The 25,783-nt window shown below is 64.6% G+C and carries 26 protein-coding genes; 8 read left to right on the forward strand and 18 right to left on the reverse strand.

Going from position 1 to position 25,783, the window contains the following annotated elements:
* Positions 1 to 103: 103 nt before the first annotated feature.
* The 12 genes from ACXJMY_RS07725 to ACXJMY_RS07780 all read right to left on the reverse strand — a co-directional run bounded on the left by ACXJMY_RS07725 (position 104) and on the right by ACXJMY_RS07780 (position 11,678).
* On the reverse strand, positions 104 to 463 hold the full coding sequence (locus ACXJMY_RS07725; protein WP_456618717.1) for a Zn-ribbon domain-containing OB-fold protein: 360 nt from the start codon (positions 461 to 463) through the stop codon (positions 104 to 106).
* Positions 460 to 1,596 (reverse strand): thiolase family protein, encoded by a 1,137-nt coding sequence (locus ACXJMY_RS07730; RefSeq protein ID WP_456618718.1) that lies wholly within the window; start codon positions 1,594 to 1,596, stop codon positions 460 to 462. Before ACXJMY_RS07730 ends, ACXJMY_RS07725 begins: the two co-directional genes overlap by 4 nt.
* Before the next feature lie 125 nt (positions 1,597 to 1,721).
* Positions 1,722 to 2,921 carry a CaiB/BaiF CoA transferase family protein gene (locus tag ACXJMY_RS07735; RefSeq protein WP_456618719.1) on the reverse strand — a complete coding sequence of 400 codons (1,200 nt, stop codon included), beginning with the start codon at positions 2,919 to 2,921 and terminating at the stop codon, positions 1,722 to 1,724.
* 118 nt (positions 2,922 to 3,039) lie between these two features.
* A complete protein-coding gene (locus ACXJMY_RS07740; protein WP_456618720.1) occupies positions 3,040 to 3,240 on the reverse strand; it encodes a hypothetical protein in 201 nt (66 codons plus the stop codon).
* A 148-nt stretch (positions 3,241 to 3,388) separates the two neighbouring features.
* Entirely contained in the window at positions 3,389 to 4,558 is a 1,170-nt protein-coding gene (locus tag ACXJMY_RS07745) for an acetyl-CoA acetyltransferase (protein ID WP_456618721.1), read from the reverse strand.
* Positions 4,559 to 4,616: 58 nt separating this feature from the next.
* Positions 4,617 to 5,267 carry a bifunctional 4-hydroxy-2-oxoglutarate aldolase/2-dehydro-3-deoxy-phosphogluconate aldolase gene (gene eda / locus ACXJMY_RS07750; protein ID WP_456618722.1) on the reverse strand — a complete coding sequence of 217 codons (651 nt, stop codon included), beginning with the start codon at positions 5,265 to 5,267 and terminating at the stop codon, positions 4,617 to 4,619.
* Between the two features lie 13 nt (positions 5,268 to 5,280).
* Entirely contained in the window at positions 5,281 to 6,273 is a 993-nt protein-coding gene (locus tag ACXJMY_RS07755) for a sugar kinase (protein ID WP_456618723.1), read from the reverse strand.
* Between the two features lie 23 nt (positions 6,274 to 6,296).
* Positions 6,297 to 7,283: a D-erythronate dehydrogenase gene (gene denD / locus ACXJMY_RS07760; protein ID WP_456618724.1), complete on the reverse strand. Its 987-nt coding sequence runs from the start codon at positions 7,281 to 7,283 to the stop codon at positions 6,297 to 6,299.
* 79 nt (positions 7,284 to 7,362) lie between these two features.
* Positions 7,363 to 8,238, reverse strand: coding sequence for a carbohydrate ABC transporter permease (locus ACXJMY_RS07765; protein ID WP_456618725.1), 876 nt, complete (start codon positions 8,236 to 8,238; stop codon positions 7,363 to 7,365).
* 2 nt (positions 8,239 to 8,240) lie between these two features.
* Entirely contained in the window at positions 8,241 to 9,188 is a 948-nt protein-coding gene (locus ACXJMY_RS07770) for a carbohydrate ABC transporter permease (protein ID WP_456618726.1), read from the reverse strand.
* Positions 9,189 to 9,255: 67 nt separating this feature from the next.
* The gene (locus ACXJMY_RS07775) at positions 9,256 to 10,569 is read right to left on the reverse strand and encodes an ABC transporter substrate-binding protein (protein ID WP_456618727.1); all 1,314 of its coding nucleotides are present in this window, start codon (positions 10,567 to 10,569) and stop codon (positions 9,256 to 9,258) included.
* Positions 10,570 to 10,616: 47 nt separating this feature from the next.
* On the reverse strand, positions 10,617 to 11,678 hold the full coding sequence (locus ACXJMY_RS07780) for an ABC transporter ATP-binding protein (RefSeq protein ID WP_456618728.1): 1,062 nt from the start codon (positions 11,676 to 11,678) through the stop codon (positions 10,617 to 10,619).
* 204 nt (positions 11,679 to 11,882) lie between these two features.
* Between ACXJMY_RS07780 and gntR the strand changes: the two genes are divergently transcribed.
* From gntR to ACXJMY_RS07820, 8 genes are all read left to right on the forward strand, one after another.
* On the forward strand, positions 11,883 to 12,983 hold the full coding sequence (gene gntR, locus ACXJMY_RS07785) for an HTH-type transcriptional regulator GntR (protein ID WP_456618729.1): 1,101 nt from the start codon (positions 11,883 to 11,885) through the stop codon (positions 12,981 to 12,983).
* A gap of 122 nt (positions 12,984 to 13,105) precedes the next feature.
* A complete protein-coding gene (locus ACXJMY_RS07790; protein WP_456618730.1) occupies positions 13,106 to 14,935 on the forward strand; it encodes an IlvD/Edd family dehydratase in 1,830 nt (609 codons plus the stop codon).
* 115 nt (positions 14,936 to 15,050) lie between these two features.
* The gene (locus ACXJMY_RS07795; RefSeq protein ID WP_456618731.1) at positions 15,051 to 15,782 is read left to right on the forward strand and encodes an SDR family oxidoreductase; all 732 of its coding nucleotides are present in this window, start codon (positions 15,051 to 15,053) and stop codon (positions 15,780 to 15,782) included.
* 209 nt (positions 15,783 to 15,991) lie between these two features.
* Entirely contained in the window at positions 15,992 to 16,738 is a 747-nt protein-coding gene (locus ACXJMY_RS07800; protein ID WP_456618732.1) for an SDR family NAD(P)-dependent oxidoreductase, read from the forward strand.
* Positions 16,739 to 16,807: 69 nt separating this feature from the next.
* Positions 16,808 to 17,941 (forward strand): serine hydrolase domain-containing protein, encoded by a 1,134-nt coding sequence (locus tag ACXJMY_RS07805; RefSeq protein WP_456618733.1) that lies wholly within the window; start codon positions 16,808 to 16,810, stop codon positions 17,939 to 17,941.
* 3 nt (positions 17,942 to 17,944) lie between these two features.
* Positions 17,945 to 18,337: a GFA family protein gene (locus ACXJMY_RS07810; RefSeq protein ID WP_456618734.1), complete on the forward strand. Its 393-nt coding sequence runs from the start codon at positions 17,945 to 17,947 to the stop codon at positions 18,335 to 18,337.
* Positions 18,338 to 18,496: 159 nt separating this feature from the next.
* Positions 18,497 to 19,177 carry a site-2 protease family protein gene (locus tag ACXJMY_RS07815; protein ID WP_456618735.1) on the forward strand — a complete coding sequence of 227 codons (681 nt, stop codon included), beginning with the start codon at positions 18,497 to 18,499 and terminating at the stop codon, positions 19,175 to 19,177.
* A 63-nt stretch (positions 19,178 to 19,240) separates the two neighbouring features.
* The gene (locus tag ACXJMY_RS07820; protein WP_456618810.1) at positions 19,241 to 19,666 is read left to right on the forward strand and encodes a hypothetical protein; all 426 of its coding nucleotides are present in this window, start codon (positions 19,241 to 19,243) and stop codon (positions 19,664 to 19,666) included.
* Positions 19,667 to 19,687: 21 nt separating this feature from the next.
* On the opposite strand, the gene ACXJMY_RS07825 is transcribed toward ACXJMY_RS07820, so the two are convergent.
* From ACXJMY_RS07825 to ACXJMY_RS07850, 6 genes are all read right to left on the reverse strand, one after another.
* Positions 19,688 to 20,449: a TonB family protein gene (locus ACXJMY_RS07825; RefSeq protein ID WP_456618736.1), complete on the reverse strand. Its 762-nt coding sequence runs from the start codon at positions 20,447 to 20,449 to the stop codon at positions 19,688 to 19,690.
* Between the two features lie 16 nt (positions 20,450 to 20,465).
* Positions 20,466 to 20,939 (reverse strand): TonB system transport protein ExbD, encoded by a 474-nt coding sequence (exbD, locus tag ACXJMY_RS07830; RefSeq protein WP_456618737.1) that lies wholly within the window; start codon positions 20,937 to 20,939, stop codon positions 20,466 to 20,468.
* 3 nt (positions 20,940 to 20,942) lie between these two features.
* Positions 20,943 to 21,893, reverse strand: coding sequence for a tonB-system energizer ExbB (exbB, locus tag ACXJMY_RS07835; protein ID WP_456618738.1), 951 nt, complete (start codon positions 21,891 to 21,893; stop codon positions 20,943 to 20,945).
* The gene (locus ACXJMY_RS07840) at positions 21,890 to 22,579 is read right to left on the reverse strand and encodes a Fe2+-dependent dioxygenase (protein WP_456618739.1); all 690 of its coding nucleotides are present in this window, start codon (positions 22,577 to 22,579) and stop codon (positions 21,890 to 21,892) included. The genes exbB and ACXJMY_RS07840 overlap by 4 nt, the downstream gene beginning before the upstream one ends.
* 2 nt (positions 22,580 to 22,581) lie before the next feature.
* Entirely contained in the window at positions 22,582 to 24,996 is a 2,415-nt protein-coding gene (locus ACXJMY_RS07845) for a TonB-dependent receptor (protein ID WP_456618811.1), read from the reverse strand.
* Between the two features lie 227 nt (positions 24,997 to 25,223).
* Entirely contained in the window at positions 25,224 to 25,463 is a 240-nt protein-coding gene (locus ACXJMY_RS07850; protein WP_456618740.1) for a hypothetical protein, read from the reverse strand.
* Between the last annotated feature and the right edge of the window lie 320 nt (positions 25,464 to 25,783).

A 25,783-nucleotide genomic window follows, 5' to 3' on the forward strand; every position in this document is an offset into this window, starting at 1 on the left:
AGGCTCGGTCCCTTGGACCGCCCCCGAATGACGAATCCTACTGTTCGTCCCTGTAGCCCGGATGGAGCCAACGGGTCGGCGCGAAGCCGAGCATCCAAGCCCACTATTTCTCTTTGGCGAAGAACGGCACGAGCTTTCCGGCGAACGGCTTGAAGCTCGCAGTGACCGCATCACCGATGGCCAGATCGTTCTCGCCGTGCGCCATCATGCGAAATCCCTCGGCGCAATCGACCAGCAGGATGTTGTAGGGCACGTGGGCGCGCGTCTCGGGCGTGGCGGCGCGGCAGACCAGCGAAGTCGCGTAGACCCTGCCCTTGCCGCTGGCGCGCGCCTCGCGCGGATCGGCGGTTCCGCACGCAGCGCAGAAGGCGCGATGGAAATACTGCACATGGCCGCATGCCGCACAGGTCTGGTAGGTGATGGCGTGCTCGCCCTTGGTCCAGTCCGCCAGACGCTCGCTCATCGCACCCGCTCCAGGAACATGCTGACATGCGACGAGAGCACGCCGCCGTCGCCGTGCAGCAGCGCGATCGAGGCGTCGCGCACCTGGCGCTGAGCCGCCCGTCCCGTCATCTGCAAATGCGCCTCGACCAGATGCGCCATGGCACCGCCGACCCCGCAATGGCCGTAGCTGAGCAGGCCGCCATGGGTGTTGAGCGGCATCGCGCCGTCGCGGCTGAAATGGCCGGCGCGCACGCGCGCGGCCGCCTCGCCGCGCCCGGCGAGGCCGAGGTCTTCCAGCAGCATCGCGAGCGTGATGGTGAAGCTGTCGTAGATCGCGGCATAGCGCACGTCTGAAATCGCAAGACCGGAGATCTCCTTGGCGCGCGCGATGGAGATCTCGGCGCCGAGCTCGCTGAGCGCGGGCGCGGCGGTGACGTGCTGGTGAGTGTGCGCCTGGGCGCAGCCGCGGATGCGCACGCCCGCTTCCCCCGTACGCTCGCGGCTGATTACGAACGCCGCGCCGCCGTCGGACACCGGGCAGCAGTCGAGCAGTTTCAGCGGCATCGCCACCGGCTTCGACGCCATGACATCGGCGACCGTGATGGGATCGTGGAATTGCGCGCCGGGATGGGTGCAGGCGTGGGCGCGCATCAGCACCGCGAACTCGGCGAGGTCCTCTTCCGTCACGCCATATTCGTGCATGTACCTGTTAGCAACGAGGCCGTAATAGGCGGGAATGGTCGGTCCCAGCGGCACCTCGTAATCGGGGTGCCCGACCTGCGCAAGCGCCTGGATCGAGGCATCGCGGCTCTGCCCGGTGAGGCGATTCTCGCCGGCGACCACGAGCACATTGCGCGCGACACCGGCTTCGACCAGGTGATGCGCGAGCATGGTCATCGCAAGCCCCGTCGCGCCGCCAACCTGCACGGCATGCGCGTAAGATGGGCGAATGCCGAAGTGCTCGGCGAAGACGGTGGCCAGCATGATGTGCGGCGAGACGGTGGAGTAACCGCAGAGGACGCCGTCGATCTCGGCACGCTTGAGCCCGGCATCGTCGAGCGCGAGTTGCGCCGCCCGGCTCATCAGGTCGAGCGAGGACGAGCCTTCATGCTTGCCGTAAGGTGTGAGGCCGACGCCGGTGATGAAGCTCATGCTCTCTCCTCCTCGTCATTCCGGGGCGGTCCGAAGGACCGAGCCCGGAATCTCGAGATTCCGGGGTCGATGCTAACGCATCGCCCCGGAATGACGGATGAGAGAGTTGTCGTCATCTCTACCCCCTACTCCGGCCCCGTACGCGTGACGCCGTCGTTGACCATGGCCGCGATCTCGTCCGGGGAATATCCGATCTCCTTCAGAATCTCCGCGCCATGCTCGTTGAGCCGCGGCGCGAGGCGGACCGGTTCGGCTTCGGTCTCGGACCAGCTCGCAGTAACCTTCATGCTGCGGATCGGCCCTTCGGTCGGATGGTTGACGACCGGAAAGAAGCCGGTCGCTTCGAGATGCTCATCGTGCAGGATCGATTGCAGGTCATGCATCGGCATCACCGGCACGTCGGCCCTGGTGAGCAGCTCGATCCATTCCGCCGTGGCGCGCGTCTCGAAGATGCGCGCGAGCTCGGCATAGACGACATCGATATTGGCGGCGCGGCCAGCGAAGGTCGCAAACTTCGCATCGGCGCGCAGATCGTCACGGCCGGTTGCCTCGAAAAAGCTATTCCACTGCTTGTCGTTGTAGACGATGACGCTGAGATAACCGTCCGAGGTCTTGTACGGCCGGCGGTCGCGCGAGAGGTGGCGGGCATAGCCGCCCTTGTCGAGCGGCGGCTCGTAGGTGAGCCCGCCCATGTGGTCGCCCATGACGAAGCCGGCCATGGTCTCGAACATCGGGATGTCGACGCGCTGGCCGCGTCCGGTGCGGTCGCGATGCACGAGGCTGGCGCAGATCGCGCCGACGGCCGTGAGACCGACGATGCGGTCGACCAGCGCATTCGGCACGTAGCGCGGCACGCCGTCGCCGGTCTGCGCCATCAGCGCGGGGAGCGCCGTCGCGCCCTGGATCAGATCGTCATAGGCGGGTTTCGCGGCATAGGGGCCGTCCTGGCCGAAGCCGAACACGCCGGCATAAACCAGCCGCGGATTGATGGCAGAGACCACGTCGTAGCCGAGCTGAAGCCGCGCCATCGCCTGCGGGCGGACGTTGTAGACGAGCACGTCGGCGTCCTTGAGAAGACGCAGCACGGCATCGCGCCCCGAAGGCTTCTTCAGGTCGAGACAGATCGAGCGCTTGCTGCGGTTGGTGTTGAGGAACACCGGGCCCATGCCGGCGTGACGCATCGGGCCGATCAGGCGGGTGACATCGCCCTCGAGCGATTCCACCTTGATGACGTCGGCACCGTAGTCGCCGAGCATCTGGGTCGCATACGGCCCCATCAGCACGGTCGTCATGTCGATGACCTTGATGCCCTTCAGCGGCCCCATCGTTCGCTCCCGATTGCGCGGGCTCGGCCCGCGATTTCGGTCCAGCTAACGGCAGCGGCGCCGTGCACGCAAGGGCGGCCGGCGTATGGCCGCATGCGTTATGCGGCGATATCGCGGGCTATTTCTTCTGGCGGGATTCGCGGATCTTCAGGAGCCGGTCGAGCTCGTCGTTCTGCTGGTTGATGCGGTCGGCGATGCGCGCCTCGTTCTGCTCGCCCGAGGCGGCGGCGGCCTGCTCGATCAGCTGCCTGATATTGTCCTCGAGGATCGCGATGCGATCGTTGAGTTGGTCCAAAGTGAGGTAGTCGTCATTGCTCATGATGCATTTCTCGCAAATCAATCAGGAGCCGTAGGGTGGGCAAAGCGAAGCGTGCCCACCATGATCTAGCGCAAGACAAGAAAGAAGGTGGGCACGGCGCTTTCGCGCCTTTGCCCACCCTACTAGGACTAACCCACTCTACAAGAGCTTACTTCAGCGGCTCCAGCACGGAGACGTAGTTGGCGACCGCGGCGCCGCCCATGTTGAAGATGCCGCCGAGCTTGGCGTTCTTGAGCTGCATGCCCTCGGGGGCCTGCCCCGCAAGCTGCATCGCGGTCATCACATGCATGGAGACGCCGGTGGCGCCGATCGGGTGGCCCTTGGCCTTCAATCCGCCGGACGGATTGACCGGCAGCTTGCCGTCCTTGAGCGTCCAGCCTTCCTTGATGGCGCGGGCGCCCTGCCCCTTCGGGGTCAGGCCCATCGCTTCGTACTCGATCAATTCGGCGACCGTGAAGCAGTCATGGGTCTCGACGAAGGAGAGATCGGTGAGCGCGACGCCGGCCTGCTCCAGCGCGCGCTGCCAGGCGACCGTGCAACCCTCGAACGCGAGGATGTCGCGCTTGGACATCGGCAAAAAGTCCTGGGCGTGCGCGGTGGCGCGGAAGCCGATCGACTTGCTCATGCCTTTGGCGGTCTCGGCGTCGGCCAAAACCAGCGCCGCGGCGCCGTCGGAGACCAGCGAGCAGTCGGTCCGCTTCAGGGGACCGGCGACATAGGGGTTCTTCTCGCTCTCGGAGCGGCAGAATTCGTAGCCAAAATCCTTGCGCATCTGGGCGTAGGGATTGGCGACGCCGTTCTTGTGGTTCTTGGCGGCGATCAGCGCCAGCGCGTCGGACTGGTCGCCGTATTTCTGGAAGTAGCCGCTGGCGATCTTGCCGAACACGCCGGCGAAGCCGCCGACGGTGTCGCCGTCCTCGGGCAGATAGGACGCCTTCAGCAGGTTCTTGCCGATCTCCGGGCCCGGCGTGCGCGTCATCTGCTCGACGCCGACGACCAGCACGATCCTGGCCGCACCCGCGGCAATCGCGCGCAGGCCCTGGTGCACCGCAGCGGATCCCGTGGCGCAGGCGTTCTCGACGCGGGTGGCCGGCTTGAAGCGCAGCTTCGGGTCGGCCTGGAGCACCAGCGAGGCGGTAAAATCCTGGGGCGAGAAGCCGGCGTTGAAATGACCGAGCACGATCTCGTCGACGTCGGACGCGGAAATGCCCGCATCGGCCAGCGCCTCATTGGCCACGCGGGTGACGAGGCTTTCGACGGTTTCGGTGTCGAACTTGCCGAACGGCGTATGCGCCCATCCGACGATGCTGGCGGTCATGGTCATTCTCCCTAGCGTCTCTTACTGACCTAAGTCTTAGCCGATCGATGGCAAGACTTCACCCGGCTTTCAGGGCCTTGAGCGTGCGCTGGCAGATGGCAGTTATGCCGGCCCAGTTCCCGGCCCTGATCTCCGCGGTCGGGCACAGCCAGGACCCGCCGACCGCCACAACGTTGGGCTCGGCGAGCCAGGTCGCCGCATTGGCCTCGCCGACGCCGCCGGTCGGGCAGAACCGCACGTTCGGAAACGGACCGCCGAGCGCGCGCAGGCCCTTGATGCCGCCGGCCTGCTCGGCCGGGAAGAATTTTGCGACGTCGAAGCCGTGCGCGAGCGCCATCATCAGCTCGGACGCGGTCGCGATACCCGGCGCGAACGGCAAGGCGCTGTCGGCGGCGGCCTTCAGGAGATCGGGGGTCAGGCCCGGGCTGATGCCGAACTTGACGCCGAGCTTCTCGACACGGGTAAAGTCGGCCGGATTGATAATCGTGCCGATGCCGACGAGCGCCTCGGGGACTTCGGCCATCATCGCTCTCGCCGCCTCGATCGCAACAGGGGTGCGCAGGGTCACCTCCAGCGTGCGGACGCCGCCGGCAACCAGCGCACGCGCCAGCGGCACGGCATCCTGGATACGCTCGATGGTGAGGACGGGAATAACGGTCGCGGCCTTGAACAGCGCGACGAGGTGGTTCTGTTGGGCAGTCGTGGTCATCGTTGTCGCTTCTTTACTTGGTCGCCTGGCGAGAGGTCGCCGGCCGGTGCCGTTTCTTCGGCGGCATGGCATAGCCCGGAATGATGGCCCCGGCATAGCAGATCACGAGGCTGGCGAGGCGATGCCCGGCCTGGGCGGCCTCGACCGGCTCGGAGCCGCCGAGCCGGGCCGCGATATAAGCTGCCGCAAAGCTGTCGCCGGCCGCGGTGGTGTCGACCACCGGCTTGGTCATGGGCTCGGCGCGCACCTCGCTGGTTCCTCCGGGAAAGCGCAGCAGGCTGACCGGCTCGGCCAGCCGGAACACCAGCTCGGAGCTCGGGATTCGCGCCATCAATTGGTCGTGGCTCTCCCCGGGATACAGCGCGAGCAGGTCCTCGGTGGAGGTCAGCACGATGTCGGCGGCCGCGAAGGCCGCCGCAAACACCTCGCGGGCGACATCGCGATCGGGCCAGCCGCGTGCGCGAAAGTTGGTGTCGAACACGAAGCGGGTGCCGAGCAGGCGCGCCCGCTTGATCGCCGCGAACAGGCGCTCGCGCCCGGGTGCGTCATAGATCGAGAGCGTGATCGCCGAGAGATAAACGACGTCGTAGCTCATCAGCGAGTTGAGGAGCTCGTCCGTCTCCGGCAGATTCATCAACTGACGAGCCGCCGCACTGTCGCGCCAGTGGAAGAACTGGCGCTCGCCCTTCGCGTCCGTCTGGATCATGTAGAGGCCGGGCAGCTTGCCCGGCAACCGCGCGACACGGCGTGTCCCGACGCCCTCCGCATTCCAGGCCGCGATCATCTCATCGCTCAACGCATCATCGCCCAGCGCGGTGAGATAATCGACCTTGACCTCGAGCCGCGCCAGATAGACCGCGGTGTTGAGGGTGTCGCCACCGAAGCCGCGCGCGTAGAGACCGCCACCCTGCCCGCCGGACTGGCCGGCAGACTGTCCAGCCGAATGTCCGCCCTGGGCCTGCCGGAGCTCGACCATGCACTCGCCGATGCAAGCAACGCTCGCCATCACTTTACCCGCTCAGTCAGAGATCAGGCGACGAAATTGCCGCCGAGCTCGTCTTCGATGTGAATGCGGATGATGTCGTCAAAGCTCTTCTCGGCTGTGGTGAAGCCGAGCTCGAGCGACCGCTTTGCATTGAAATTGCGCGGCCAGCCGCCGACGATGCCGACGATGAAGGGATCGGGCTCCCGCTTGATGCGGGCGGCGACCTTGTCGCCGGCAACGCGCTTCAGGGCCGCGATCTGCTCGCCGACGGTGGCCGACAGGCCGGGCATGGTGAGATTGCGGCGCGGGCCGACGGTCGCGAGGTCCATGGTGCCGGCATGGAGCAGGAAGCCGACGGCGGAGCGCGGCGTGGCGTGCCAATGGCGGACGTCCTCGGACACCGGCAACACCGCTTCCTTGCCGGCCAGCGGCTCACGCAGGATGTTGGAGAAGAAGCCCGATGCCGCCTTGTTGGGCATGCCGGGCCGGATGCAGATGGTCGGCAGGCGGATGCCGATGCCGTCGAGGAAGCCGCGGCGGGAATAGTCGGCGAGCAGCAGTTCGCCGATCGCCTTTTGCGCGCCGTAGCTCAGCAGCGGGGTGTGAAAGAATTCGTCGCCGATCGCCTCCGGGAACGGCGCGCCGAACACCGCGATCGAGGACGTGAACACCACGCGCGGCTTGTAGCCGCCGCCAACGAGCCTGACAGCGTCGAGCAGCATCCGCGTGCCGTCGAGATTGATGCGGTAGCCCTTGTCGAAGTCGAGCTCCGCCTCACCCGACACGATCGCGGCGAGATGGAAGATCACGTCGGGGCGGCCTGCGATCAGCTTCTCGGCCGCGCCGGGAACGGCGAAATCACCGGACACCGTCTCGACGGCAAAACCGGCCTTTTCCGGCTTCTTCGGCTCGACCACGTCATGCATGGTCAGCTTGGTGATCTCGCTCTTGCCGAGCCGGCCGTCGCGCAACAGCCGTTCACACAATTTGCGGCCGACCATGCCGGCGGCGCCCAGAACCAGAATGTGCAAGAGCCTACTCCTTTTTATTGGCCGGAACGCGCCGCCCTTGACGTCTTCTCTTGGCGCGTTCTCGAGGCAGGCCCCGCGATTACTCCTTCACGGCGCCGGTCATCGCCGACACATAATACTCCACGAAGAAGGAATAAAGGATAACTACGGGGACCGAGCCGGTCAGTGCCGCCGCCATCAGCGCGCCCCAATGGTAGACGTCGCCGTTGACGAGCTCGGTGATGGCGCCGACCGGGATGGTCTTGTTCTCCGAGGAGGAGATGAAGGTCAGCGCATAGATGAACTCGTTCCAGGACAACGTGAAGGCGAAGATGCCGGCCGAGATCAACCCTGGTAGCGACAGCGGCAGCGTGATCTTGGTGAGGATCTGGAGCCGCGTGGCACCGTCGATCAGGGCGCACTCCTCGAGCTCATAGGGGATGGTGCGGAAATAGCCCATCAAGAGCCAGGTGCAGAACGGGATCAGGAAGGTCGGATAGGTCAGGATCAGGGCCAGATTGCCGTCGAACAGGCCGAGCTGGAACACGATCGCCGCCAGCGGAATGAACAGGATCGACGGCGGCACCAGGTAACCGAGGAAGATCGCCAGGCCGACATAGCGCGATCCCCTGTAGCGCAGCCGCTCGATCGCATAGGCCGCGCAGACGCTGGCAAACAGCGAGATGAAGGTCGAGGACACCGAGACGATGATGGTGTTCCACATCCACAGCGGATAGTCGGTGTCGAAGAACAGCTTCTTGATGTGCTCGAGCGTCGGATGCACGATCCAGAACGGATTGTACTTCTCGTAATCGTACATCTCCGCGTCCGGCTTGAACGTCGCGACCGCCATCCAGTAGAACGGGAACAGCAGGAAGACGACGATCAGGCCGAGCGGGAGGTAGACGCGGAGAAACTTCCGCGGCAGGCTTTCCAAATAGGACATTCCGATGGTTTGGTCGTCCGCGGTGGTCATGGTCAGTCCCTTCCGCCCTGCTGCCAGCGAGAGCGCTGAAGTCCGAAGAAGCTCAACAGGATCGCTGCGACCAGGAACGGGATCATCGCGTTCGAGATCGCCGCGCCCTCGCCAAGATTGCCGCCGGTGATCGCGCGCTGGAACGACAGCGTCGCCATCAGATGCGTGGCGTTGATCGGCCCGCCCCGCGTGATGGTGTAGATGAGCTGGAAATCGGTGAAGGTCATCAGCACCGAGAACGTCATCACGACGGCGATGATCGGCGACAGCATCGGCAGCGTGATGTGGCGGAAGCGCTGCAAATTGGTGGCGCCGTCGAGATTGGCCGCCTCGTAGAGCGAGGGCGAGATGGTCTGCAATCCCGCCAGCAGCGTGATCGCCACGAACGGCACGCCGCGCCAGATATTGGCGACGACCACCGACCAGCGCGCGTTCCAGGGATCGCCGAGGAAGTCGATGTAGCTCGTGATCAGGCCGGCCTTGATCAGCACCCAGGAGATGATCGAGAACTGGCTGTCATAGATCCACCAGAACGCGATCGCCGAGAGCACCGTCGGCACCACGAACGGCAGCAGCACGATCGCCCGGATCATCGACTTGAACGGCAGCCGCTCGTTGAGCAGCAGCGCCAGGTAAAGTCCGATGGCGAATTTCACGATGCTGGCGCTCACGGTGTAGAAGATGGTGTTGAACACCGACAGCCAGAACACCGAGTCCTTTGCGAGCGAAACGAAGTTCTGGAATCCGATGAAGCGTCCGACCCCGCCGATCTTGGTATCGGTCATGCCGAGCCAGAGTCCCAGCGCCAGCGGGTAGGCCAGAAACAGCACAAGGATCGTGATAGCCGGCACCATGAACATCGCGCCGAGAAAGTGCCGGCTTTCGAACGCTCTGGACCACAGGCTGCTGCGCTTGACCTGCGCGGCGACGGGCTCGGCCATAACTGCCATGTCGGACTCCCCTCACGGAACGACGACGGCGGCGCCCAGCGAGCTGGACGCCGCCGCCGGTGGCTGATCAGACCTGATAGTAGCGCTTGGCGCGCTCGGCTGCCCGCGCCGCAGCCTGCTGCGGCGTGGCCGAACCGGTCGCGGCCTCTGCGAACATGTCGACCACGACGAAGTCGCCCATCACGGCCGCCGAGGCGTAGCCGAGATCGCCGGCATAGCCGTTATCGCGGCAGCGCTTCAGGCAGTCACGGAATGGTGTGATCTTGGGATCCGAGGTCCACACCGGATTGTCGTTGTAGGCCGGCAGCGGCGGCGCGACGTAGCCGTTGGAGGCGACCTCCCAGGCGTCGTAGTTCTCCTTGTCCCACATGAACTTGATGTATTCCTTGACCGCCTTGGGATACTTCGAGTGCTTGTAGCCGTAGGCGACCAGCACGTTCTGCTGCTCGGTCGACACGCCAACCGGGCCGATCGGCATCGGCGCGTGGTCCATGTCCTTGGCGATCTCCTGCTGCTTGGGGTCGGTGGAGTTCTTGCCGACGGTCCAGATCGAGATGCCGTTCAGGGTCAGGCTGAGTTCGCCGTTCAGGAAGGCCTTGTTGTTGTTGCTGTCGTTCCACGACAGCACGCCGGGAATGAAGGTCGCATACAGCTGCTTGACGTATTCCAGCGCCGCAATCGTCTCCGGCGACTCGATCACGACCTCGTTCTTGTCGTTGACGACCTTGCCGCCATGCGCCCACAGCAGCCACTGGCACCAGCCATTGGCGTCACCGGTCGCATGCCCCAGCGCGAAGCCCGCCGGCGTATTGTTCTTCTTCAAGGCCTGGCAAAGCTTGAGGAAGCCCGGCAGGTCCTTCGGGAACTCCTCGAAGCCCGCCGCCTTCATGTGGCTGACGCGGTAGTTCATGCAGCCGCCGGTCGCGCCCTGCGGAATCGCGATCCAGCTGTTGCCCTTCTTGCCGTAGCGCTCGGCGACCGGATACCAGCCGCCATACTTGGCGCCGAGATAGTCGGCGACGTCGGTGACGTCGATCAGCTTCTCCGGGAATTTGTGGGGATCGTCGAGCGTGCCGATGATCAGGTCGGGGCCGGCGCCGACATTGGCGGCGACCGCGGCCTTCGGCCGAATGTCATCCCAGCTCTCGGCTTCGAGCTTCACCTTGACGCCGGTCTTCTCGGAGAACTTCTTGGTCTGCTCGGCGAACTTGTCGAACTCGGCCTGGATGAACTGCTTCCAGCGCAGCACGCGGATGGAGGCGTTCGGCTCCGGCACGTTGGTCCACTCCGCCGCACGGACCGGGACGATCCCCGGGCCGGCCAGCAGGGCTGCGCCGCCCAGGCCAGCCTTGAGCAAACTACGCCTGTCGAAATCGCTCATCGTTCTCTCCCTGAATTTTATATTTGTATTGGTTGGTTTTTACGTCGTTACATGCGTTTACCGGTCGCCTCGTCGAACAAGTGAACCAGCGACGGGTCGGGCTTCAGCCTGACCTTGTCGCCGGGATTGAACTGGTGACGTTCGCGGAAGACCGCGACGACCTGCTCGCCGCCGACCTTCGCGAACACCTGCGTCTCCGACCCCGTCGGCTCGACCACGATGATCTCGGCCTCGGCGCCGTCGTCGGCGATGGTGAAATGCTCGGGACGGACGCCATAGACCACAGGCTTGCCGTCGGACGCGGCCGGTGCGTTCTGGAGCGGCAGCTTGACCCCGTTCGGTCCCTCGAAGGTCGCAGCGCCGTTGACGCGGATATGGCCCTTCAGGAAATTCATCGCGGGAGAGCCGATGAAACCGGCGACGAACTGGTTCTCCGGCTTGTCGTAGAGCTCGAGCGGCGTGCCCATCTGCTCGACGATGCCGTCGTGCATGACGACGATCTTGTCGGCCATGGTCATGGCCTCGATCTGGTCGTGGGTGACGTAGACGGTCGTGGTCTTCAGCCGCTGGTGCAGCTCCTTGATCTCGGTGCGCATGGCGACGCGGAGCTTGGCATCGAGGTTCGACAGGGGCTCGTCGAACAGGAACACCTGGGGATCGCGCACGATGGCGCGGCCCATGGCGACGCGCTGGCGCTGGCCGCCGGAGAGCTGCCGCGGATAGCGTTCGAGCAGCGGCGACAGCGCGAGAATTTCGGCGGCGCGCTTGACCCGCTTGTTGATCTCGTCGGAGCTCGCACCGCGCAGCTTCAGCGAGAAGCCCATATTCTCGCCAACGGTCATATGCGGATAGAGCGCGTAGTTCTGGAACACCATCGCAATATCCCGCTCCTTGGGCTGGATATTGTTGACGACGCGGTCGCCGATCGAGATCGTGCCGGAGGTGATGTTCTCGAGGCCCGCGAGCATGCGCAGAAGCGTCGACTTGCCGCAGCCGGAGGGGCCAACCAGGACGACGAACTGGCCATCCTCGATCGGGATCGAGACGCCGTGCAGGACTTCAAAATTGCCGAACGATTTCCGCACGTCGCGGATTTGCACAGACGACATCTAGCTCCCTCCTCCGACTCGACGACGCAATTGTCGCGCCGCCACCGTCTTGCTTTTTCCAGACTTCACCGAACGAAGCCCGACCTTATCGGGCGACATTGTCAGCAGTTTGTGCGGTTTTGGCAATTTGTCTTTGGTTAGTCGTTGCTGGTAGCGCTGTCAACGTTCCTTTGTTTGCGGGAGTGACTGTGTTAAGAGCAACAAATGGGTCGAAAGCGCACCAAGTCAGGCAAAATCCGGCTGGCGGAAGTCGCCGAGCTTGCCGGCGTCAGCCCGATCACCGCCTCCCGCTTCTTCCGCAATCCCGAGGCGCTGTCGGTCGCCAAGCGGACGCGGGTCGAAAGCGCGGCCAGGGAGCTCGGCTATGTGCCGAACCTTGCGGCACGCGCGCTGGCCTCGCACCGCACCGAGGTGATCGGCGTCCTGATCCCGTCGCTCACGAATAATGTGTTCTCGGACGTGCTGCGCGGCATCTATGACGCATCCGAGGGCAGCCGCTACTCGATCCAGCTCTCCAACACCCGCTACAGCATCCTCCAGGAGGAGAAACTGCTGCGCCTGTTTCTTGCGCAGAAGCCGGCCGGGCTGATCGTCACCGGGATCGACCAGACCGCGGAATCGCACGCGATGCTGGAGGCGGCCGACTGCCCGATCGTGCAGATCATGGAGATCGGGCCCAATCCCGTCGACATGATGATCGGCTTTTCGCACTATGATGCGGCCCGCGCCGCGATTGCGCATCTGTTCGCACAGGGCCACCGCAAGATCGGATTCCTCGGCGCGCGCATGGATCCGCGGGTGCAGCGGCGGCTGGACGGATACGTCTCGGCCATGAAGGAAGCCTCCCTGTTCGAGCAGCGCCTCGTCGTCACGACCGCGACACCGACCTCGGTGACGCTCGGGGGAGCCCTGTTCACCGATCTGCTGGCGCGGGACCCCGGCATCGACGCGGTGTTCTGCGCCAATGACGACCTCGCGCTCGGCGTGCTGTTCGAATGCCGCCGCCGCGACATCGCGGTCCCCGAGCAGATCGCGATCGTCGGCTTCAACGACCTCGAATTCATGGCCTCCGCCGTCCCCACTTTGACCAGCGTGCGCACCAACCGGTACGAGATGGGCCGGACCGCCGCCGCCATGCTGATCGAGGCGATCGAAGGACGGCGCCCGGAGCAACCGGTGCTCGACCTCGGCTTCAAGGTGATCGAGCGCCAGAGCTCGCCGGCACGGCGTCCGGACAGCAGGCCACCCGCCTCCGGTGTGGGTGCCGCGAACAAAATGATAGCGTTACCAAGTAGCCATGACTAATATCGCACTTGTGAGGAAACGACCCGCCAGCGGGCCGGCGATGTGTCGCTTGCGCCGTTGGGCATCGCACAAGCCAACACCCTAAGGCCGACGCCAGTGCGTTTGCATTGCAGGAGAGATCAATGACAAAAAAGCCGACCAACGGGCATGCGCCCGCCAGCAACGGCAGCCGCCGCCACCTTCGTTCGCAGGAATGGTTCAACAACCCGCATAATCCGGGCATGACCGCGCTCTATATGGAGCGCTATCTCAATTACGGCCTCACCCGCGCCGAGCTGCAGTCCGGCAAGCCGATCATCGGCATCGCCCAGACCGGCAACGACCTCTCCCCCTGCAACCGCCACCATATCGAGCTCGCGCACCGGGTCCGCGAAGGCATCCGCGAGGCCGGCGGTATCGCGATGGAATTCCCGACTCATCCGATCCAGGAGACCGGCAAGCGCCCGACCGCGGCGCTCGATCGCAACCTCGCCTATCTCGGCCTGGTCGAGATCCTCTACGGCTATCCGCTCGACGGCGTGGTGCTGACCACCGGCTGCGACAAGACCACGCCGGCCTGCATGATGGCGGCGGCAACCGTCAACCTGCCGGCGATCGTGCTCTCGGGCGGCCCGATGCTGAACGGCTGGCACAATGGCGAGCGCACCGGCTCCGGCACCATCGTCTGGAAGTCGCGCGAGCGGCTCGCCGCGGGCGAGATCGACTACGAGGAGTTCATGGAGATCGTGGCGTCGTCCGCGCCATCGGTCGGCCATTGCAACACCATGGGCACCGCCTCGACCATGAACGGGCTTGCCGAAGCGCTGGGCTTCTCGCTGCCGGGTTGTGCCGCGATCCCCGCGCCCTATCGCGAACGCGGGCAGATCGCCTATGAGACCGGCAAGCGCATCGTCGAGATGGTCTGGGAGGACCTGAAGCCCTCGGACATCCTGACCCGCAAGGCATTCGAGAACTGCATCGTCATCAACTCGGCGATCGGCGGCTCGACCAATGCGCCGATCCACATCAACGCGCTGGCGCGCCATATCGGCGTGGAGCTGTCGATCGACGACTGGCAGAAATTCGGCCACGACGTGCCGCTGCTGGTAAACATGCAGCCGGCCGGCTTCTATCTCGGCGAGGAATTCCACCGCGCCGGCGGCGTGCCGGCCGTGGTGCGCGAACTGATGAAGCACAAGCGCATCCACGAGGACGCGGTCACGGTGAACGGCCGCGGCATCGGCGAGAACTGCGCCAATGCGCCCACACCCGACAACGACGTGATCTGGAATTACGACAAGCCGCTGGTCAAGGACGCCGGCTTCCTGGTGCTGCGCGGCAATCTGTTCGATTCCGCGATCATGAAGACCAGCGTGATCTCCAAGGAGTTTCGCGACCGCTATCTCAGCAACCCGAAGGACCTCAACGCCTTCGAGGGCCGCGCCATCGTGTTCGAGGGACCGGAAGACTATCACGAGCGAATCGACGATGCCTCGCTCGACATCGACGAGCGCTGCGTGCTGTTCATCCGCGGCACCGGGCCGATCGGGTATCCCGGCGGCGCCGAGGTCGTGAACATGCAGCCGCCGGCGGCGCTGATCAAACGCGGCATCCACTCCCTGCCCTGCATCGGCGACGGCCGGCAGTCCGGCACGTCGGGCTCGCCGTCGATCCTGAACGCCTCGCCGGAAGCCGCCGCCAATGGCGGGCTTGCGATCCTCAAGACCGGTGACAAGGTGCGCATCGACCTCAACAAGGGCAGCGCCAACATCCTGATCTCGGACGACGAGGTGAAGAAGCGCCACGCCGAGCTCAAGGCCAACGGCGGCTTCAAGCATCCGCCGAACCAGACGCCGTGGCAGGAGCTCTATCGCAACACCGTCGGCCAGCAGTCGACCGGCGCCTGCATGGAGCTCGCCACGCGTTACCAGAACGTCGCCGGCACGTTTGGCGTGGCGCGGGATAATCACTGAGTTAGGCACACGTAGCCCGGGTGAGCGAAGCGACACTCGGGACGTCCGCTCCCGGATATCGCGCTTGCGCGCTCATCCGGGCTACGGCACCGAGCAAATCGAGGAGAACAAGAAAATGGCAGACCGCCTCAAGGGAAAGCGCGCTGTAGTCACCGCCGCTGCGGCAGGCATCGGGCGCGCATGCGCCATCGCATTCGCGCGCGAAGGCGCAACCGTGATCGCCACCGACATCAACGAGGCCGGCATCGCGGGCCTGACCAAGGAAGGCATCGCCGAGACGGCGAAGCTCGACGTTCGCAACACCGCCGATGTCAACGCGTTCGCCAAGCGCATCGGCAAGGTCGACATCCTGCTCAACGCGGCGGGCTTCGTGCACCACGGCACCATCCTGGAGTGCTCGGAAGAGGATTTTGATTTCTCGTTCGACCTCAACGTCAAGTCGATGCACCGGACCATCCGGGCGTTCCTACCCGACATGCTGGCGGGCGGTGGCGGCAGCATCGTCAACATCTCGTCCTGCGCGGCGCTGCGGCCGCCGGCCAACCGTTACGTCTACAGCGCGTCGAAGGCGGCGGTGTCGCTGCTGACGCGCGCGGTCGCGCTCGACTTCATCACCAAGGGCATCCGCTGCAACAGCATCTGCCCCGGCACCGTCGAGACGCCCTCGATGCTCGACCGCGCTGCCGCGCAAGGGCCACAGGGCAAGGAGATGTTCGTCTCCCGCCAGAAGATGGGCCGGCTCGGCACCGCGGACGAGATCGCGGCCATGGCGGTCTATCTCGGCAGTGACGAAAGTGCGTTCACCACCGGCGTCGACCTCGTCGTCGACGGCGGCTACATGCTCTGATCACTTAACCTCTCCCCGCCCTTCTGCGGGGAGAGGTCGGATTGCCTCGGCGATGCGAAGCATCGTCCGGCGCAATCCGGGTGAGGGGCGAGGCACAATATCTTCGCGCGCGGATGTGGAGACACCCCTCACCCCGCCCTCTCCCCGCGAAGAGCGGGGCGAGGGAGCAAACCGCCGCTGCCGCCGAATTTGAGCGAAGGAACAGATCAATGAACAAGATCGATCTCAACGGCCGCGTTGCCATCGTCACCGGCGGCGCGCAGGGCTTTGGCCGCGCCATCACCCAGCGCTTCGTCGATTCCGGCGCCAAGGTCGCGATCTGGGATTTTGACGCCGCGCTGGCCGAGAAGACGGCAAAGGAAATCGGCGGCGACGTACGTGTTTTCAAAGTCGACATCACCGACACCGCAGGCGTCGAGCAGGCGCGCGATGCGACGCTTGCCGCCTTCGGCAAGATCGACATCCTCGTCAACAATGCCGGCATCGCAGGCGTCAACAAGCCGGTCTGGGAGACCGACCTCGAGGAGTGGCGCAAGGTGCTGCGCATCAACCTCGACGGCCCCTTCATCTGCTGCAAGGCGATCGTGCCGGTGATGCTCAAGCAGAAATACGGGCGAATCGTGAACATCGCGTCCATTGCCGGCAAGGAAGGCAACCCGAACGCGTCGCATTATTCGGCGTCCAAGGCCGGCCTGATCGCGCTGACGAAATCGCTCGGCAAGGAGCTCGCCGCCCACGACATCCTGGTGAACGCGGTGACGCCGGCGGCGGCGAAAACCGCGATCTTCGACCAGATGACGCAGCAGCATATCGACTTCATGCTGTCGAAAATTCCGAAGGGTCGCTTCGTGCTGGTGGAAGAGCTCGCCGCGATGGTGAGCTGGCTCGCATCCGAAGATTGCGCCTTCTCCACCGGCGCGGTGTTTGATATCTCCGGTGGCCGGGCGACCTACTGAAGCACTGGCCGCCCCTGGGAGGGGCGGACCATGCGGCTTGGGCGTCGAGATTTTGGGCGTCGGGATTTCGTGAAGCTCGCAGCGGGCGCAGGCATGCTGCCGCTGCTGTCGTCGACGACACTCGCGCAACTCGCGCCGAACCCGCCGAGCATCCGCCCGCCCTCGCCGGCCGAGCGCGGCGCGATGGCACGGCTCGCACACAGCTTCATGGACAAGTACGGCGTGCCGGCGCTCTCCTTTGCGATCGGCTATGCCGGCGCTGTTGTCCATGAGGACGCCTTCGGTCTTGCCGATATCGAGCGGAACGAGGCCGTGACGCCGCGGCATCTGTTCCGGATCGCCAGCGTCAGCAAGATGATCACCTCGGTCACGATCTTCCGCCTGATCGAGGAGAACCGCCTCAAGCTGACGGACCGCGTGTTCGGCCCCGGCGCGATCCTCGGCACCGATTACGGGCCGCCGCCCTACTCTGCCGGCATCGACCAGATCACGCTTGAACATCTGCTGACCCACACCGCCGGCGGCTGGAGCAACGACAACCGCGATCCCATGTTCACGCATCCGCGGATGGACCATGCGCAACTGATCGCCTGGACGCTGGCCAACCGGCCGCTGGAGCGGCCGCCGGGCCAGCGCTACGCCTACTCCAATTTCGGCTATTGCGTGGTGGGGCGGATCATCGAGAAGCTCACCGGGCAGCCCTATGCAGAGCACGTCCGCGCCGAGGTGCTCGGGCGTTGCGGCGTCACCGACATGACGATTGCGGGCGACACGCGCGACCAGCGCCAGGCCGGCGAAGTCGTCTATTACGGTCAGGGCGAAAATCCCTACGGCATGAATGTCCGGCGGATGGATTCCCATGGCGGCTGGATCGCGACACCGTCGGATCTCGTACAATTCCTGATGCATGTGGACGGCTACACGAGGCCGGCGAACATCCTGCGGCCGCGCACCATAGAGGTCATGACCACCGCGCCCAGCTACAGCCCGGACTACGCCAAGGGTTTTTGCGTCAACAAATTCGGCAATTGGTGGCACAATGGCAGCCTGCCGGGCACCAGCACCATCGCCGTGCGCACCCATGGCGGCTTCTGCTGGGCCGCCTTCACCAACACCAGACGCAGGAATTCCGACATGGATGGCGATCTCGACAATCTCAACTGGAACATGGCGCGCCAGGTCGGCGAATGGCGGGTGGCCTGAGCCATGATCCGGGAAGGTGGATGCCTGTGCGGCGCGGTGCGGTTCAAGGCGGAGGGCGAGCCGCTCAACGTGCGCATCTGCCATTGTCGCCTATGCCAGAAGGCGATGGGCTCGCCCTATTTCGCCCGCGCGCAGTTCGACCAGCGCTCGCTGACGGTCGAAGGCGAGACCGAGCGCTATGCGTCGTCCGAGAATATCGACCGCGTGTTCTGCAAGCGCTGCGGCACGCGGCTGTTCGCCTGGCGCCGCAACGGCACGCTGGCCGGTGTGGCACTCGCCACCTTCGACGATCGCAACGCCTTTGCGCCAACCGAGCACATCTGGGTAAGCGAGAAGCTCGCCTGGCTGAAGCTCGACGACGGCCTGACGCAATATCCGACGACGATCCCGGCGTGAGGTCAGGATTGGTTGAAGCGGCGCGGGGCTCCCTCCTGGCGGATCATTTGCAACGGGCAATTTCGGAATTGGACGCGATATAACGGTAGATCGTGAAGGGTTGTGGCCCTATACGGCCAGTTTCGCGAAGCGCGCGGGCAGAACCGGAACGGATGAGTTGTGAACATTTCCCTCTATGATCTCTCCGTCTGGGTGCTGCCGCTGGTGCTCGCCATCACCTTCCACGAGGCCGCGCACGCCTTCGTGGCGCATCGTCTCGGCGACAACACGGCCTGGCAGCTCGGCCGCGTCAGCTTCAACCCGCTCCGGCACATCGACCCGTTCGGCACCCTGATCCTGCCGGCGATGCTGCTGTTTGCGCATTCGCCGTTCCTGTTCGGCTATGCCAAGCCGGTGCCGGTGAATTTCCGCAAGCTCAACCACCCCAGGCTGGACATGGTCTGGGTGGCCCTGGCCGGGCCCGTCACCAACATCCTGCTGGCGCTGGTGGCGGCTCTCGCCCTCCACGCCCTGCCCTGGGCGCCGGCCAACTCGGCGCAATGGATCTTCGACAACCTCAAAAATGCGCTGGTGATCAACGCCGTGCTGGCGGTGTTCAACATGATGCCGATACCGCCGCTCGATGGCGGGCGGGTCGCCGTGGGGCTATTGCCGCGGCCGCTCGCCCTGCCGCTGGCGCGGCTCGAGCCGTTCGGAATGCTGATCCTGATCGGGCTCTTGATCCTGCTGCCCCTGGCAGGTTCCCAGTTCGGTCTAAATCTTGATGTTATTTCAGCAATACTGCGAACGTTGACCGGTTATGTGATTCAGGCTGTTCTCTTCCTGACCGGCAACGCGTAGTTGAAGAGCAACATCCGAACACACGCCGAAGGGCCCGAGGCCGACTTGGTCAAAGCTGCCGATATGCTGATCGCGCGACGCGCCGACACCCGTGCCCGCGCCGATTTCGCCACCTGGAAGATGATGGCCAAGCTCAACGGGGCGTCCGCGCTGCCTTCGGAGGCCCAGGAGTTCCTGGCCAGCTACAACAATCTGTTGGCGCAGATGAGCGAGGGTGACGCCACCGAGGCCACCATCGGTGCGATCTACAAGGCCTATTACGCCGAGATGGGCGGCGCGGGAACCGCGCCCGATGTCCGCACCCGGCCGCCGGAGCCAGCAGCGGACAATGTTACCGCCTTCCGCCGCCCGGCGCCGCCAAAGCCGAACAAGGCGGCTTCCTTCGTGGCGGCGACATTTGGCGGCAGCCAGAAGCGGCCGCTTCCGGTGGCGATGATCTTCGCCTGCCTGGTCACGGTCTATGTCGGGATCCGGCTCTACTGGCGCTGAGGCCATGGCCGGATAGCGGCCTTAGCCCTTCCCCGCCTTCTCGTTCTTCCTGAAAATCACCGGCAAGACGAATGTCAGCCCGTCGTCTGCGACCAGCGGCGGCGGCGTCGGCACCGGATCGGAGCGCTTGACCATGCCAATGGCGGCGTCGTCGAAGGCCGGATCGCCCGAGCCCTTCTCGATGGCGACCGAAATCACGTGGCCGAGCCGGTCGAGCGTCAGCCGAACCGAGAGCTCAGCCGCCTTGAACAGGCCCTTGGGGTAGCGCTTGTGCCGGTCGAGATGCGCGACCAGGTCCTTTTCCCAGCCCTGGCGAATGCGAACCGAGCGATCGCTCTTCTTCTCGGCGTCCGAGGTCGGCATTGCCGTCGCTTCGGCGGCGGGCGAGGCCACCGAGGCGGCCGTGGGGACAACCGCTTCCTTGGTTTCCTCCTCGACCGGCTTCTTGGTCTCGTTCATCGTCACGGCCCGGTCGGCCTCCTCGGCCTCCATCGGGACGTCCTTGGGAAGGCTGCTCTCCTTGAGCTCGGCCTTCTGCTCGGTCAGCTCGGGCGAGGCGACGGACTCGTTCGAGTCCGGTCCCGGCGGCAATTCGCTGGGTTCGCCATTGGGCGACATGGCCTCGAGCCCGACCTCGATACCCTGGGGATCAGCGATGAAGTCCTGATCGTCACCGCGCAAATTGGCGAGCGCCAGCGCCGCGCCCCCGAGATGGAGCGCAACCGCGCCCACTGCGGCGATCACCCACAGCTTGCGAGACGGTTTCAGTTCGAGATCGGACATCGGCGTCGGGCCTTCGTCACGGCTTCGGTGCTGCCGCCGGCGCGTCCTGCGGGGACGCGGCCCCCGGGACACCCTCCAGCGTCACCAGCTTGACCTTGGAATAGCCCCCCTTGTTCAGGAACTCCAGCACCTCCATCAGCTCGCCATACGGCACCGCGCGATCGGCGCGCAGGAAGATGTACTTGTCCTTGCTCATGTCGGGCGTGTGGTCGAGCGCACTGACGAGATCGACGCGCTTGACGAAGTTCTCCCCGATCGCCACCGAAAGATCCGGCTTGATGGTGACGTAGGTCGGCTTGTCCGGCTTCTTCTGCGGCGTCGACGTCGACGTCGGCAGGTCGATCGGCAGATCGACCGTGGACAGGGGTGCTGCGACCATGAAGATGATCAGCAGCACCAGCATGACGTCGATGAACGGCGTGACGTTGATCTCATGCGTCTCGGAGAAATCGTCGTCATCGGCGTCGTTGTCTGCGATCGAAGCGCCCATCGTTCACTCCGCCGCGCGCGAATGCACGCTGCCATGGCTGCGGTCGAGATCGCGCGAGAGCAGCCGCGCCGACGTGCCGGACGCACGGCTGACCAGCTCGAGATAGCCCTTCGTCATGCGCGCGAAGTGATTGTAGATGATGACGGCGGGAATGGCGGCGACGAGGCCGATCGCGGTGGCGAGCAGCGCTTCGGCGATGCCGGGCGCGACCACGGCGAGATTGGTCGTCTGCGACTTCGAGATGCCGATGAAGCTGTTCATGATGCCCCAGACCGTGCCGAACAGGCCGACGAAGGGCGACGTGGCGCCGATGGTCGCGAGCACGCCCATGCCGATGCGGATACGCCGCTGCTCTGCGCGCACGATCTCGGCGAAGCTCGAGGCCGCGCGCTCCTTGATGCCGGTATCGCTGGAGATGCCCGCCGACATCCGCGCCTCGCGCAGCGCCGCCGCGAGGAAGGACGGCAAGATGCCCTCCTTGGCGCCGAGTGCCATCTGCGCTTCCGCGAGCGAGCGCGCTTCCGCAATCTTCTTCAGTGCCGAACGAAGCTTGGCGGAGGCGACCGACAGCTCGATCGACTTGGCGATGAAGACGGTCCAGGTCACGAGCGAGGCGAAGGCGAGCCCGATCATCACCCCCTTCACGATGATGTCCGCCGACATGAACATCACCCAGGGCGACAATTCCTTCATCGCCGGGGCGGTCGACTTCAGAGCACGGCTGCCCGCGTCGGCGGACGCCGCCTCGGGCGTCGAGGCCGCCGGTGCGGCTGTCGCCGACGGAGCAGCGGGCGCAGCAGCCGGCGGAGCCGCAGGCGCGGTCGCCGGGCTGACTGCCGACGGCTGAGCCGCCGCCGGCTGGGCTTGTTGCTGGGCGGAAACAGGGGATGCGAACCAGGCGGCCGCCAGCATCATGGCTGCGGCAAGGCTTGCTTGGAAAGATGTGCTCTTCATACTTCGGCCCAGTAGCGAATGAGGTTGTGATAGATACCCGTCAATTTGACCGTTTCGGGATCGTCACGCCCGAGCCGTGCCACCAGCGCCTGAATGGCGGTGTCGAGGTCGAAGATCATGCTGCGGGCTTGATCGTCCCGTATCATGCTCTGAAGCCAGAAGAAAGACGCAACCCGTGCTCCCCGGGTCACCGGCGTGACGAGATGCAGGCTGGTCGAGGGATAGAGCACGCAGTCGCCGGCTGGCAACTTGACTTCGTGCGAACCGTAGGTGTCCTCGATCACAAGTTCGCCACCGTCATACTCCTCGGGCTCGCTGAGGAACAGCGTGACCGACAGGTCTGTGCGGATGCGAAGGCCGGTCAGACGGTCGCCGCGGATCGCATTGTCGACGTGGAGGCCGAAATGATGGCCGCTGCTCGCCGCGTAACGGTTGAACAGCGGCGGGAAGATCTGAAGCGGGATCGCCGCCGCCAGGAACCGCGGGTTCGACGTCAACGCCGAAATGATGCGGTTGCCCAGCTTGCGTGCGACCTCGCTGTCCGGAGGCAGCTGCTCGTTGCGCTTGACCATGGCCGACTGCGCGCCCGCGGTGGAACGGCCGTCTTCCCATTCGCCGGCGTCCATGATGCGGCGGAACTCCACCACATCATCTTTGCTCAGGACGCCAGGCAGGCACGTCAGCATGATCAGAACTTCGCTGTCGTCACGAGGTAGAAGGCCCGCCCCGGCGCGACCGCCACGAACGGCACGGCGCTGCGATAGAGCGTGTCGTAATAGAGCTGGTTGGTCAGGTTCTGCGCGTAGAACTTCATGGTCCAGTTCGCGTCGATCTTCTTCTCGACGAACGCGTCGAAGCGCCAATAGCTATGCAGCTCGTTGCCGGTATTGGCCGCAAACGTGCCGCCAAAGACCCTCGAGCGATACACCGCCTGCCCGCCGAGCTCCCAGCCGCCGTCGAACTTGTACTTGGTCAGCATGCTGAACGACTGGTGGGCCACGTTGGCAAGCTGCAGGCCGATGTTGGAGGGGATATTGCTCTGCGTGACCTTCGACTGCATCAGCACGATGCCGCCGAAGATGCTCCAGCGGTCGGTGAGCTTGCCTTCCGCCTCGATGTCGATGCCCTGGATCCGGTAGGCCGCGTTCGAGGTGAGCAGGCCCGCGGCGTTGTTCTCGCGCGCATTGTCCTTCGTCGTCTGGAACAGCGCAGCGCTGACCAGCAGGTGACGATCCACCAGCTCCCATTTGGTGCCGAGTTCGGCCGCCTTGTTGCGCTCGGGCCCAAGCAAGATCGGCGTGTTGAACGGAACGCCACCGTACTCGGTACCGGTCGCATCAAGCTCCGAGCCGAACGGATTGGCGGAGGTCGCATAGGCCGCATAGACGCTGCCGATCGACATCGGCTTGTAGACCAGGCCGACGTTGTAATTGACGAGATCGGCGTTCATTTTCAGATAATTCGGCGAGTTGGTCGACGAGCTCATGTTGTAGCCGTCGTAGCGGACGCCGCCGTTCACGATGATGGTGTCCTGCCAGTTCGCGGTGTCCATGACATAGACGCTGCTGGTGTTGACACCATAGCGCGTCGGATTGCCAACCAGCGACGGCGTGCCGAAGGGAGCGTAGGTGTACTGGGGGGAGTAGAGATTGACCCCGGTGGCGGCACCGTTGCTGGTGAAGCCGGCGCCCGCCAATTCCGCCGCAAGGCCGGCGTAACGGTCGATCGAGATGTTCTCATTCGAATATTCGACGCCGAACACCGCAGTGTGCTTGACCCCGCCGGTGTCGAGCTTGAACGTCGCTTCGTTCTGGTTGGCCCATACGTCCACGTTCTGGTAGCGGCTCTGCGCGCTCGCCGTCGTTGTCCAGAGCAGCGGATTGAGGCTGCTCGTATTCGGATTCTGCGGCAGCGTGCCGATATAGTTGAGCAGCGAGTGCTCGCCGCGCACCTTGCTGCTCAGCGTGATGGCCTCGTTGACCTTGTACTCGATCGTGCCGGTGCCGAAATCCTGCCGCGCGGTCTGGAAATCGCGGTTGAGGAAGCCGTACCAGTTTCCACGCGGAATGCCCGCCGACGTCACCGGGACGTTGCCCTGCTTGTAGTAGGGCACGCCGAAATCGGGGTAGCCGCTGAGGTCGGTATGGACGTAGTTGGTCGTGATCTTGATGTCGTTGGTCGGGGTGTACTTGGTCGAGATGAAGCTACCCCAGCGATCATCGGTCACGTAGTTGCGGCCGGCGACATTGGCATCCTGAAACAGGCCGCCAACGCGCACCGAGAAGGTCGGATCGATGACCTGGTTGACGTCGAGCGTGACGCGCTTGGTCCTGTCGGTGCCGAACTCGGTATCCATCCGCTTGAAGTTGACGTCGCCGGCCTGCTTGGTGACGATGTTGATGGCGCCGCCGGCGGTGCCGCGGCCGGCATAGGACGACGCCGGCCCGCGCAGGATCTCGATCTGCTCGGTGAAGAAGTTCTCGCGGATGGAAACGGCGGGATCGCGGATGCCGTCGATGAAGACGTCGTTGCGCGCGTCGAAGCCGCGGATGAAGAAGCGGTCGCCGAACGCGTTGCCGCCCTCGCCCGATCCCAGCGTCACGCCGGCAGTCGAGCGACCGATCTCCTTCAGCGTCGTGGCGTTCTTGTCCTCGAGCACTTCCTTGCTGAGCACGGTGATGGACTTCGGCGTGTTCAGCAGCGGCTCGGGAAACTTGCCGGAGGCCTGGACGCGGTCGACCTTGTACGGGGCCTCAGGATCGGCATAGGGATTGCGGTCTACGGCGCCGCTGACCGAGCCCGGCGTGACGGCAGCGCCCTGCTGAGCCTGCTGACGCTGGGCTGCGCGGCGTAGCGCGTTGCGCGCGCGGACCTGCTCCGGCGTGGGCTTCGAGGCGGTCGGACGCGGACGCTCGACGGGCGCGTCGACCGTCACCGGCGGCAGATTCGACTGCTGCGCCTGCGCGCCGCTCGACACCGACGCCACTGCGATCAAACTCGCAACGGCCGAGACCGTCTTGCCAGAACCACCCGACGACTTTTCGTCCATCGAATCGTACGCTGCGACCGAACGCAACGACTTCGGTGCGACCACCTGCCCCATTACCAAACGCCCCATCTTCTTGCTCGCTCATTCACTTCGATGAACGATGGGGTGTTGGTATCGGCCGCAAAATAGCGGGTCAATGCGAGCAGCCCGCGAGAACGCTTGAATAAGTCCAGATCAAAACGATTCTAAACTGAACATTGAAATCGTTCTAAATCGAGATTTGGATTCGTTCTAAAGCCGGTGCGAAAAATACTGCAACGGACGGCGTCGCGATCACGACATCAATCGCTGCTCGGCGGCTTCATCAACGAGAACAATTCGTCGACGGTCTGCTGCGCGACCGCGCGCACCCGATCGGTGTTGTCCATGCCGGCGATGTTGACACCCTTCACGACGGCTTTGATCTCGTCGCGGAAGTCGGTGAGGAAGCGCAACGGATCGCGCTGCTCGTTGGCGACGCGCGCGATCAGTCCCGTGATCAAGATCTGACACGCGATCAGCTTGCCGTTCAGCTCGTCCATCCTGCGCCCCCGTTGTGCGAGGCCGATATGACCGATGCTGATTTTCCTGACAACCGGAACACCGTGCGCGCGATTTAGAACCGTTCTCGCCAGGGCAGCGCTCGCTGCCCGTCTCGGCGGATCCGCCGGCATTGCGATATGGGTCCGCCCACACCGCTTCCGAGCATTGCACAAGTTTTGCTCGCAGATCGCTCGCCCCGGGAAAATGCAGCACTGCACACCGCTGCGCCACAAGCTTGCCTAAGCCGTGCAAAGCTTTCCAATTGTTTAGGATTCTCAGCCGATAGTGCTGTTTACACTGGAACTTGGCGTGTATTATA

This window comes from Bradyrhizobium sp. P5_C12 (assembly GCF_054049735.1).

Coding starts and splice junctions, on each gene's coding strand:
- ACXJMY_RS07725 (WP_456618717.1), bottom strand. CDS start 463: ATGAGCGAGCGTCTGGCGGACTGGACCAAGGGCGAGCACGCCATCACC.
- ACXJMY_RS07730 (WP_456618718.1), bottom strand. CDS start 1,596: ATGAGCTTCATCACCGGCGTCGGCCTCACACCTTACGGCAAGCATGAA.
- ACXJMY_RS07735 (WP_456618719.1), bottom strand. CDS start 2,921: ATGGGGCCGCTGAAGGGCATCAAGGTCATCGACATGACGACCGTGCTG.
- ACXJMY_RS07740 (WP_456618720.1), bottom strand. CDS start 3,240: ATGAGCAATGACGACTACCTCACTTTGGACCAACTCAACGATCGCATC.
- ACXJMY_RS07745 (WP_456618721.1), bottom strand. CDS start 4,558: ATGACCGCCAGCATCGTCGGATGGGCGCATACGCCGTTCGGCAAGTTC.
- eda (WP_456618722.1), bottom strand. CDS start 5,267: ATGACCACGACTGCCCAACAGAACCACCTCGTCGCGCTGTTCAAGGCC.
- ACXJMY_RS07755 (WP_456618723.1), bottom strand. CDS start 6,273: ATGGCGAGCGTTGCTTGCATCGGCGAGTGCATGGTCGAGCTCCGGCAG.
- ACXJMY_RS07765 (WP_456618725.1), bottom strand. CDS start 8,238: ATGACCACCGCGGACGACCAAACCATCGGAATGTCCTATTTGGAAAGC.
- ACXJMY_RS07770 (WP_456618726.1), bottom strand. CDS start 9,188: ATGGCAGTTATGGCCGAGCCCGTCGCCGCGCAGGTCAAGCGCAGCAGC.
- ACXJMY_RS07775 (WP_456618727.1), bottom strand. CDS start 10,569: ATGAGCGATTTCGACAGGCGTAGTTTGCTCAAGGCTGGCCTGGGCGGC.
- ACXJMY_RS07780 (WP_456618728.1), bottom strand. CDS start 11,678: ATGTCGTCTGTGCAAATCCGCGACGTGCGGAAATCGTTCGGCAATTTT.
- gntR (WP_456618729.1), top strand. CDS start 11,883: ATGGGTCGAAAGCGCACCAAGTCAGGCAAAATCCGGCTGGCGGAAGTC.
- ACXJMY_RS07790 (WP_456618730.1), top strand. CDS start 13,106: ATGACAAAAAAGCCGACCAACGGGCATGCGCCCGCCAGCAACGGCAGC.
- ACXJMY_RS07795 (WP_456618731.1), top strand. CDS start 15,051: ATGGCAGACCGCCTCAAGGGAAAGCGCGCTGTAGTCACCGCCGCTGCG.
- ACXJMY_RS07800 (WP_456618732.1), top strand. CDS start 15,992: ATGAACAAGATCGATCTCAACGGCCGCGTTGCCATCGTCACCGGCGGC.
- ACXJMY_RS07810 (WP_456618734.1), top strand. CDS start 17,945: ATGATCCGGGAAGGTGGATGCCTGTGCGGCGCGGTGCGGTTCAAGGCG.
- ACXJMY_RS07820 (WP_456618810.1), top strand. CDS start 19,241: ATGCTGATCGCGCGACGCGCCGACACCCGTGCCCGCGCCGATTTCGCC.
- ACXJMY_RS07825 (WP_456618736.1), bottom strand. CDS start 20,449: ATGTCCGATCTCGAACTGAAACCGTCTCGCAAGCTGTGGGTGATCGCC.
- exbD (WP_456618737.1), bottom strand. CDS start 20,939: ATGGGCGCTTCGATCGCAGACAACGACGCCGATGACGACGATTTCTCC.
- exbB (WP_456618738.1), bottom strand. CDS start 21,893: ATGAAGAGCACATCTTTCCAAGCAAGCCTTGCCGCAGCCATGATGCTG.
- ACXJMY_RS07840 (WP_456618739.1), bottom strand. CDS start 22,579: ATGCTGACGTGCCTGCCTGGCGTCCTGAGCAAAGATGATGTGGTGGAG.
- ACXJMY_RS07845 (WP_456618811.1), bottom strand. CDS start 24,996: ATGGGGCAGGTGGTCGCACCGAAGTCGTTGCGTTCGGTCGCAGCGTAC.
- ACXJMY_RS07850 (WP_456618740.1), bottom strand. CDS start 25,463: ATGGACGAGCTGAACGGCAAGCTGATCGCGTGTCAGATCTTGATCACG.